Origin of the sequence: Nonomuraea cypriaca (assembly GCF_015645445.1) — a bacterium.
Taxonomy (GTDB): domain Bacteria; phylum Actinomycetota; class Actinomycetes; order Streptosporangiales; family Streptosporangiaceae; genus Nonomuraea; species Nonomuraea cypriaca.
In genome coordinates this window covers 20071-29726 of sequence record NZ_JADOGI010000132.1, presented here as the reverse complement: position 1 = coordinate 29726, position 9656 = coordinate 20071, and the positions used below count along the sequence as shown (strand labels likewise).

The window sequence follows — 9656 nt, the reverse complement described above, 5'->3', positions numbered from 1 at the left end:
GGGGCCGAGCGTGGTTCTGTGGATGGTGCGTGGGATGGAGAGGGGAGGTTGTGGAAAAGCTAGGGCCTGCACTCGGCGATGCGGGCGAAGGCGGTGATGTCGAGCTGCTCACCGCGGGCCGACGGGTCCACCTCGGCCGCGCGTAGCGCCCGCTCCGCGTCGGCCGCGCTGCCGGCCCACGACGCCAGGGCTGCGCGCAGGGTCTTGCGGCGCTGGGCGAAGGCCGCGTCCACCACGGCGAACACCTCCTCACGCGACGCCGTCGTGGCGGGCGGCTCACGGCGTACAAGAGAGACCAGGCCCGAGTCGACGTTGGGGACGGGCCAGAAGACGGTGCGGCTCACAGGACCCGCGCGGCGTACGTCCGCGTACCAGGCGGCCTTGAGCGACGGTATGCCGTAGACCTTCGAGCCGGGGCCGGCGGCGAGGCGGTCGGCCACTTCGGACTGGACCATGACCAGCCCCTTGCGCATGGAAGGAAGCACCTCGAGGAGGTGCAGCACCACCGGGACGGCCACGTTGTAGGGGAGGTTGGCGACCAGGGCCGTGGGGGCGAAGCCGGACAGATCGTCGGGGCTGATCCGCATGGCGTCGGCACGTACGACGGTGAGCTTGTCGGCCGGCCCGTGGTCGGCGGCGGTGATGGGCAGTTGGGCGGCGAGCGCCGGGTCGATCTCGACGGCGACCACGTGCGCGGCGGCCGGCAGGAGGGCGAGCGTGAGCGAGCCGAGGCCGGGACCCACCTCGATGACCACGTCCTCCGGGCTCAGATCGGCCACGCGGACGATGCGCCGAACGGTCCCCGCGTCGATCACGAAGTTCTGGCCCAGCTTTTTCGTCGGACGAAGATCTAGCTTGTTCGCCAAAATACGTATTTCTGCGGGGCCCAACAGGCTCATCATCCAACCAGTCTCCCGCATCGAAGAACCTTCGATGGCGTACGGGGAGACCAAAGGAGAGGATGGCGTGGAACAGGAAGGGACGTCCCTCATGGAGCCAACGGGCGCTGCGCCGCTTCGCCCTACGGACTTGCGAGAAATCGGGCCATATCGGCTGCTCGGACGGCTGGGCGAAGGCGGTATGGGCACGGTGTTCCTCGCGCGGGCGCCGACGGGGCGGTTCGTCGCGGTCAAGGTCGTGAAGGCGGAGTTCGCCAATCAGGACGGATTCGCGGTCAGGTTCCACGCCGAGGTGGACAACGCCCGCCGGGTGGCGTCGTTCTGCACGGCGCAGGTGCTGGACAACGGCAACACCGGCGACGGCCGGCCTTACATGGTGACCGAATACATCGCGGGCACCCCCATGTCCGATCAGATCTCTCAATATGGTGCTCTGGAGCCGGGGCCGCTGCACGGCGTCGCGCTCGGAGTCGCGGCGGCGCTGGCCGCCATCCACGTCGCCGGGCTGGTCCACCGTGACCTGAAGCCGGCGAACGTGATCCTCTCGCTGTCCGGGCCGCGCGTGATCGACTTCGGCATCGCCAGGGCGCTCGACAGGGAGACGGGGTTCACTGTCTCGGGCGAGTTGCTGGGCAGTCCCGGGTGGTGGGCGCCCGAGCAGGTACGCGGCCAGACCGTCACCCCGGCGGCCGACATCTTCGCCTGGGGCTGCCTGGTGGCGTACGCGGGCAACGGGCGGCACCCGTACGGCCGCGGCGACCCCGTCACGCTGGCCACCCGCGTGCTCAACACCCCGCCCGACCTGGGCGCGCTGCCGGCGCCGCTCAACGAGCTGGTACGGCGGGCCACCTCGATGGACGCCACCCTCAGGCCGTCGGCGCAGGACCTGCTGATCGCCCTGGTGGGAGGCACTACGCCGGCGCCGCAGGCGGATCCGCCCACCCTGATCGCGACCGAGATGCTCAACGAGTGGCAGCCCCCGCGGAACGTCACGAACGAACCGGACATCACGGCGGCCTTCACCACCCCGCCCCCGAGCGACGCGACCGGCAGAGCACCCTCCATCCCGGGAAACGCGCCGGGCCGCCCCCTCTCGGGGGACGTGGCGGGCAGAATGCCCTCCGTCCCGGGAGACGTGGCCGACGCTCAGGGCAATCCCGCAGGTGCGCCGGGCAATCCCGCCGGTGGGCCGAGCGGTCCCGCCGGCAGGACGGCGAGTGGGCCTGGATTCCCCGGTGGGGCGAGCGTCCCCAGTGCCCCCGGCGCCCCGCTCCAGAGCCAGGCGTCGGTGGAGGAGTTGGCGCTGCGGGAGGAGCAGGCGGCCAAGGAGGAGCTGGCCCGCTGGGAGGCCCCGCAGCAGGAGGCTCCCCCGCGTGAGCGGAAGGGGGCGCGCGGGCTGTTCAGGAAGGACGGCAGGCAGGACGCCGGTACGGTTCAGGCCGTGCCGACCCAGCCGGGCGAGCCTACCGCCTCGGCCGAGTTCCTCCCGGACGAGCCCGACGCCCTCGGCGGCACACGGACCACCGGCACCCGCTGGCTCATCGCCGCCGCCGCTGCCGTGCTGGCCATCGTCGTGACGGCAGGCGTACTGATCGTCACCTCCAGCAGGAACACGGCCACCACCGGCACGGGCAACCCGTCCCAGGCCGCCACCAGCGCCGGGCCGAACGACGTGGGACGCAGGTTCGCACTGGGCGACAAGTTCGACGACCCGGTCGCCCTGGTCTCGGCGGCCCCCGAGTGCGGGCTGAAGGAGTACGAGGGCGCGACCACGACCCAGGGCCAGCTCTGCGTGATCCGGTGGACGATGATCAACCCGGGCGGCGAGCGCCGGCCGCTCATCCAGCCCGTGGTCAGCATGGTCGACGACCGGGGCGGCGAGCACGACGCGGCCGCGTTGACGCTGCCGCCGGCCATCCTGCCCGGCGCGCGGGTGGACAGCGCGTTCGTGTTCGACCTGGCCATGTACCGCAAACCCGTGAAGATGACGGCCACCATGCTCGAGAACGGCAAGCAGATCGAGGTCGCGCTGTGATGATCAGATCAACGCTCATCGCGCTCCTCATCGCGACCGGCGCACCGCTGCTGCCCGCCACCGCCGCGGCCTGCGCGGGCGTCGCGGACTTCGACGGCGACGGCTTAGATGACGTGGCGGTCGGCGACCCGTTCGCGGACGACCAGAAGGGCGCCGTGCACATCGTGTCCGGCGGCAAGGTCGTTCCCGTCGCCGTGCCCGGCCTGGTCAGGGGAGACGGCTTCGGCTGGTCGGCGCGCCTGGCGAAGGTGGACGCCGACGCCTGCGCCGATCTCGTGGTCGGCGCCCCGTACGCGGACGTGGACGGCGCCGAGGACGCCGGCGCCGCCTACGTGATCTACGGCGGCGGGGGCGGCAGGCCGCCGGAGCGCCTGACCGCGCTCCAGCCGCAGCGCTTCGCCCACTTCGGCTGGTCGCTGGCGGCCAAGGGCGACCTGGTGGCCGTCGGGGCGCCGTACGAGGACGAGGCCCAGTTGCTCGACGTGGGCGCGATCTACGTGCGCGAGGGCGCCGGACAGCTGATCAGGATCAGCCAGGAGAGCGACGACGTGCGGGGCAACAGCGAGGTGGGCGACCAGTTCGGCTGGTCGATGGCGTTCGGGCCGGAGAACGCGCTGCTCGTCGGCGTCCCGTACGAGAACGACGACGGCACGGGCCGCCAGATCGAGGCAGGCAAGATCGATTCCGGCTCGGTCGTGTTCATCGACGACGTGCTGGCCTCCGAGCTCACGAGCCTGAAATTGGACTCACCGGCCAAGGCCTCCGGCGACAGGTACGGCTACGCGGTCGCGTACGCCGACGGCGCCGGATACGCGGTCAGCTCCCCCGGACCCGGCGACGTGCAACTTCTCGGCCTCGACAGGAAGCCCACGAGGACGGTACGGCAGCCGGGCGGGCAGGCGTTCGGCTTCTCGATGGCCGCCTCGGCGGACGGCAGGCTGGCCATCGGCGCCCCGTACGGCGGCGGCGTCCGCGTGATCTCATGGAAGGACGCCGCCGAGGACCGGACGCTGGCCACGGCCGACGGGCTGTTCGGCTGGTCGGTGGCCTTCAGCGGCAACAAACTGTTCGTGGGCCAGCCGGACGCGCGGCCGTACGGCAGGGTCGCGGTGGCCGGGCGCAACGCCGAGAGCCTGCAACCGGTCCAGCCCCCCAAGGGCGCCGACTTCGGCGTGTCCGTAGCCGGCTAGCCGAACAGGCGGTCGCTCCAGGACGTACCACCAGGCGAACGCCGCAGGACGTGGCCGTCAGCCGAACAGGCGGTCGCCGCAGGACGGCCACTGGCTCTGCCAGTTGCCGTTCACGTGCTGGTAGAGGAGCTGCGCCCGGTACGTCTGCTCCTCCACCGGCCAGGCGCTCGGCACGCCGAGGCCGCCGACGACCTGCCACATGGGCAGGCTGAACTGGAACATCCCGTAGTAGGGCCCGTCCGGGTTGTACGCCTGCGGGTCGGCGTTCGCCTCGCACTCGGCCAGCGCCTGCCAGTCGAGTCGCAGGACGTCCGGCCGGACCTGCACGATGCGTGGCGGGGTGACCGTGATGACCGTCCCGTCCTCGGGGAAGCTGCCGAGCGGCGGGCGTACCAGGTAGCCGCGGCGCAGGGCGATGCGCTTCTGCCTGAGCACCTCGCGCACCGTCCTGGCGGTGGTGCGGGAGGTGAGCCGGGTGGCGCCGGCGACCACGTACACCTTGCGTTTGGTGGAGACGGTGAGTGACATGCCGGACAGCGGCACCGCGCCGTCGCGGGGCACGGAGACGTGGGCGGCCGGGGTCAGATCCAGCTCGGCCAGCGCGTCGCCGACGTTGGTGCTGGTGACCAGGTGTCTGCTGGTGCGGCCGTCCACGGTCAGGGTGATCGGGCGCGCCCGGCGTACCTCGATCCTGGATCCGTCGGCGACGGTCTCCTGCGCGGCCGGGCGTACGACGTCGCCGACGCCCACCGAGATCCCGGCCTCGTGCAGCACCTCGTCCACGGTGCCGGCGAAGCCGCGAACCGCCGTCGGCCTGCCGTCGACGACCACGACGACCTCCTTGACGAGGGACGACACGGTCACGAGCGTACCGAGCGCCACAGCCGTCGCCAGGCTCACGAGGGGCGTCCACGGGGAACGCCACGGGAGCGGCGGACGCGGCGCACGTCTCTTACCTCGCACGAACCACCTCCGGTAACGGGGCGTGACCGCCCGAACGCTAGCGGCGACGGCTCTCCCGCATCCACCGGTTCACCAAAAGATGGTCACCACTCGCCGAACACCGTGACTCCGTTCGCGCTGATCGCCTCGCACAACTCGTCCGGATGGACCTCTTTGACCTCGGCCAGGCAGCGCAGGGTGAGCGGGATGAGGTAGGGAGCGTTGGGTTTGCCCCGGTACGGGACCGGCGGCAGGTAGGGCGCGTCGGTCTCGACCAGCATGAGCTCCTTGGGCGCGACCCGCGCGGCCTCGCGGAGGTAGGCGGCGTTCTTGTACGTCACCGGCCCGGAGAAGGACATGAAATATCCGGCTTCAACACACTTTTTCGCCATTTCGGCGTCGCCCGAGAAGCTGTGGAACACGACCGTCGCCGGCGCACCCTCCTGGGCCAGCACCTTCAGCACGTCGTCATGCGCCTCGCGGTCGTGGATGACCAGCGCCTTGCCGGTGCGCCTGGCGATCTCGACGTGCGCGCGGAAGCTCGCGTGCTGGTCGTCCCTGCTCGCCCAGTCGCGGTAGTAGTCGAGCCCGGTCTCCCCCACCGCCCGCACCTCCGGCCGCCCGGCCAGCGCCTCGATCTCGGCCAGCACCTCGGGGGTGGCCTCGTGGGCCTCGTTGGGGTGGACGGCCACGGCGGCGTACACGCCTTCGTGCTCCGCCGCCGCCTCGGCGTTCCACCGGGAGGACCGCAGGTCGTAACCGACCGTGACGAGCCTGGTCACCCCGACCGCCCTGGCCTCTTCGAGGATGCCGCGTACGCTCGCCTCCGCCGCCTGCGCGGCCTGCGCCACCGGGTCTCCCGATGACGCCTGCCGGTTGCCGACCATGATGTCGAGATGGCAGTGACTGTCGAACACAGGCGCGGAAAGCGGCTCAGGCGCGGCTGGAATCTTGCTCACGCCCTCCAAGGTAGCCGCAAACCTTTGGCGGCCCTCGCCGTGCCCCTGGAGCCCCGGCGGCGCCCGCGTGGACGCCGCCTGAGGGCACCGGTCAGTCGGTCAGCCGGGCCAGCTCCTCGTCGACGACCTTCGGATCGAGCTTCTTGAACAGCGGCACGGGCGGGGCCAGCGGTGTGCCCGGCTTGATCGCCTGGTGCTCCCAGCGGGCCGCCCCGTCGTACTCGCCGGTGATCACCGGGTAGGGCGTGCCACCGTCCTCGTCGACCTCACGGATCTCCGGCATGCCCGACCACACGCCCTCGCCGCCCAGCATGGCGGACACCTTGTTGGACGAGCTCGGCAGGAACGGCGTGAGCATCGTCTTGGCGTCGTCGACCACCTGGAGCGCCACGTGCAGGATCGACTTCTGCCGCGCCGCGTCCTCCTTGAGCTTCCACGGCTCCTGCTCGGCCAGGTATTTGTTGGCCTCGCGGACCACGTCGAACGCCTCGGTGATCGCGTTCTTGAACCTCGACCGGCCCAGCTCCGCCCCCACAGGACCGAACGCGTTCCGCGAACGCTCCAGCAGGGCCCGGTCGGCGTCGGTCAGGTCGCCCGCCTCGGGGATGACGCCGAAGTTCTTGGCGGCCATCGAGATCGACCGGTTGACCAGATTGCCCCAGGCCGCGACCAGCTCGCCGTTGTTGCGGTTGACGAACTCCTGCCAGGTGAAGTCGGTGTCCTGGTTTTCCGGCCCGGCCACCGCGATGTAGTAGCGCAGCGCGTCGGCGTCGTAGCGGGCGAGGAAGTCACGCACGTAGATGACGACCTGCCGGGAGGAGGAGAACTTCCTGCCCTCCATCGTCAGGAACTCGCTGGAGACCACCTCCGACGGCACGTCGAGCGCTCCCAGCGAGCCCGGCGAGCCGTCGCGGGCACCCCTGCCGCTGTAGCCGAACAGCATCGCCGGCCAGATCTCGGCGTGGAAGACGATGTTGTCCTTGCCCATGAAGTAGTAGCCGCGCGCGTCGGGATTCTGCCACCACTGCCGCCAGGCGTCGGGGTCGCCCGAGCGCCTGGCCCACTCGATGGACGCCGACAGGTAGCCGATGACCGCGTCGAACCAGACGTAGAGCCGCTTGTTGGGCTGGTCGCGCCAGCCGTCCAGCGGGATCGGCACGCCCCAGTCGAGGTCGCGGCTGATCGCCCTGGGCTGCAGGTCGCCGAGCAGGTTGAGCGCGAACTTCAGCACGTTGGGCCGCCACTCGCCCTGCTTGGACTGCAGGTAGGAGCCGAGCACCTCGGCGAAGGCGGGCAGGTCGAGCATGAAGTGCTCGGTCTCGGCGAAGACCGGCGTCTCACCGTTGATGCGGCTCTTGGGGTTGATCAGCTCGATCGGGTCGAGCTGGTTGCCGCAGTTGTCGCACTGGTCGCCACGCGCGCCGTCGTAGCCGCAGATGGGGCAGGTGCCCTCGATGTAGCGGTCGGGCAGGGTGCGGCCGGTCGAGGGCGAGATGGCGCCCATCGTGGTCTTCGGGAAGATGTAGCCGTTGTCGTAGAGGCCCTTGAAGATCTGCTGCGTGATGGCGTAGTGGTTCTTCGTCGTGGTCCTGGTGAACAGGTCATAGGACAGGCCCAGGCCGACCAGGTCCTCGGCGATGACGCGGTTGTAGCGGTCGGCCAGCTCCCTGGCGCTCACGCCCTCCTTGTCGGCCTGCACCTGGATGGGCGTGCCGTGCTCGTCGGTGCCGGAGACCATCAGCACCTTGTTCCCCGCCATCCGCTGGTAGCGGCTGAAAACGTCGGACGGCACCCCGAAACCTGAGACGTGCCCGATATGACGAGGGCCGTTGGCATACGGCCACGCAACGGCGGTCAAGATGTGCATGCCCCTAGCCTACGGGACACGCACCGACCGTTTCTTACCGTCTGCGGCGTCGTCCGGACACAAGATCAGGATCATCTTTTACGCGCTGCCGTGGTCAGCCACCCACCGTGACAGTTGCCGGCCCTCCAGGGAAACGCCCTCTGACCCTTCACCGCTCACCCACCGCAACGCAAGCCCACGCCAACCCACTCCGTGGTCAGCAACCCTCGCAGGCCCAGCCCCGCGACACGCCGAGCCGCCGGGCATGCAGGTGAATTCTCCGTAAACACACGACACTCAGCCCTTTGTGCACCCCGCCGGCGGGAGGCAGGGCGGTGAGGGCCCAGGCTGGCCATGGAACTCGGCCAAGAAGGCGCACCGTTGCGGTGGTGCGCCACTGACCGGTCAGCGGGCGTTTCCCTGGACAGAGGCGAGCCGGCGATGGCGGGTGGCGAGCCACGGCACCGCGTAAAAGAAGAAGATTTTGCCTTAAACGATCATCGCTCTGCACGCTCGAGAGAAACCGCCGCCGCCGCTTCTTCGGCTGCCTTTGCCGCCACGTCGATGGAGCTTTCGCGGGTGCGACGGATGCCGAGGATGCTGATGAACAGCGCCGCGAAGATCGTCTGGAAGCTCACGATCAGCGCCGTCGCGGACGGCACCACGATGCGCAGTGACTCGCGCGGGTCGAGCTCGCCGAAGCTGCGCACCTGCCAGTGCACCAGCGACATCACCAGCCCGACCAGGCCGGCCAGTGCCAGCAGCCCGCCGACCACGAGCCCCTTCTCCAGGGTCACGATGTCGATGATCCTGCGGATCCGCGGCGACTCCGGCAGGAACCCCTCCTCGGCCGCGTAGACCTTCGTGAACAGCGCGAACAGCGCCGCCTGGAAGCCGATCACCACCAGGGCGGCCGTCCCGACCAGGGTGTCGACGTCGAAGGCCAGCTCACCGATCTCCACCGGGCCGAACGTCAGCGCGGTCCCCGCGACCAGGCCGACGGCCATCATCAGCACGCCGGGGTAGAAGAACAGCCACTTCGGGCTGTAGAGCAGCAGGAAGCGCAGGTGGCGCCAGCCGTCGCGCCACGAGCGCAGGTGCGGCGGCCTGGAGCGGCCGTCGGGCGAGAGCGTCGTGGGCACCTCGCGCACGTCCAGGCCCGACAGCGTCGAGCGGACCACCATCTCCGAGGCGAACTCCATGCCGCCGGTCTGCAGTTGCAGCCGCAGGATCGACTCGCGACGGAAGCCGCGCAGCCCGCAGTGGAAGTCGCCGATCGCCGACGGGAAGAACAGCCGCCCCACGAACGACAACACCGGGTTGCCGAGATAGCGGTGCAACGGCGGCATGGCGCCCGAGGCGATGCCGCCCTTGAAGCGGTTGCCCATCACCAGGTCGGCGCCGTCACGCAACTGCTCGACGAAGGGCAGCAACGCGGTGAAATCGTAGGAGTCGTCAGCATCACCCATGATGACGAATTTGCCGTGCGCGGCCCGGATGCCGCCCATGAGGGCGTTGCCGTAGCCCTTCTCGTCGACATGGACAACGCGGGCACCGGCGTCGCGGGCAAGCTGTTGCGAGCCGTCCGTGCTGCCATTGTCGGCGATCAGGACCTCGCCCTCGATGCCGTGCTCCTCCATGCACGCCAGTGCCTTGCGTACACAGACTTCCACGGTCTCCGCCTCGTTGAGGCAGGGCATGACCACCGTCAGTTCCACGTGTCTACCCTTCAGTTAAGGCTCTTCCAGCACACCATCATGCCCTGTGCCCCAGCCCGATCGGGTC

At 70.0% G+C, this 9656-nt stretch carries 7 protein-coding genes; 2 read left to right on the top strand and 5 right to left on the bottom strand.

Annotation, left to right across the window (positions count from 1 at the left end; genetic code table 11):
• Positions 1-59 precede the first annotated feature (59 nt).
• Positions 60-920: a 16S rRNA (adenine(1518)-N(6)/adenine(1519)-N(6))-dimethyltransferase RsmA gene (gene rsmA / locus ITP53_RS34490; protein ID WP_195899650.1), complete on the bottom strand. Its 861-nt coding sequence runs from the start codon at positions 918-920 to the stop codon at positions 60-62.
• Between the two features lie 109 nt (positions 921-1029).
• Here rsmA and ITP53_RS56325 point away from each other — a divergent pair, with 109 nt between their 5' ends.
• Together ITP53_RS56325 and ITP53_RS34480 are read left to right on the top strand one after the other, a co-directional pair.
• Positions 1030-2934 (top strand): serine/threonine protein kinase, encoded by a 1905-nt coding sequence (locus ITP53_RS56325; protein ID WP_328816696.1) that lies wholly within the window; start codon positions 1030-1032, stop codon positions 2932-2934.
• Positions 2934-4124, top strand: coding sequence for an FG-GAP repeat protein (locus ITP53_RS34480; RefSeq protein ID WP_195899649.1), 1191 nt, complete (start codon positions 2934-2936; stop codon positions 4122-4124). Before ITP53_RS56325 ends, ITP53_RS34480 begins: the two co-directional genes overlap by 1 nt.
• A gap of 57 nt (positions 4125-4181) precedes the next feature.
• On the opposite strand, the gene ITP53_RS34475 is transcribed toward ITP53_RS34480, so the two are convergent.
• The 4 genes from ITP53_RS34475 to ITP53_RS34460 all read right to left on the bottom strand — a co-directional run bounded on the left by ITP53_RS34475 (position 4182) and on the right by ITP53_RS34460 (position 9589).
• Positions 4182-5024: a resuscitation-promoting factor gene (locus tag ITP53_RS34475; RefSeq protein ID WP_195899648.1), complete on the bottom strand. Its 843-nt coding sequence runs from the start codon at positions 5022-5024 to the stop codon at positions 4182-4184.
• Between the two features lie 146 nt (positions 5025-5170).
• Positions 5171-6025, bottom strand: a complete 855-nt coding sequence (locus tag ITP53_RS34470) for a TatD family hydrolase (protein WP_195899647.1) — start codon at positions 6023-6025, stop codon at positions 5171-5173.
• A 91-nt stretch (positions 6026-6116) separates the two neighbouring features.
• A complete protein-coding gene (gene metG / locus ITP53_RS34465; protein ID WP_195899646.1) occupies positions 6117-7892 on the bottom strand; it encodes a methionine--tRNA ligase in 1776 nt (591 codons plus the stop codon).
• 476 nt (positions 7893-8368) lie between these two features.
• Positions 8369-9589, bottom strand: coding sequence for a glycosyltransferase family 2 protein (locus ITP53_RS34460; protein WP_195899645.1), 1221 nt, complete (start codon positions 9587-9589; stop codon positions 8369-8371).
• Between the last annotated feature and the right edge of the window lie 67 nt (positions 9590-9656).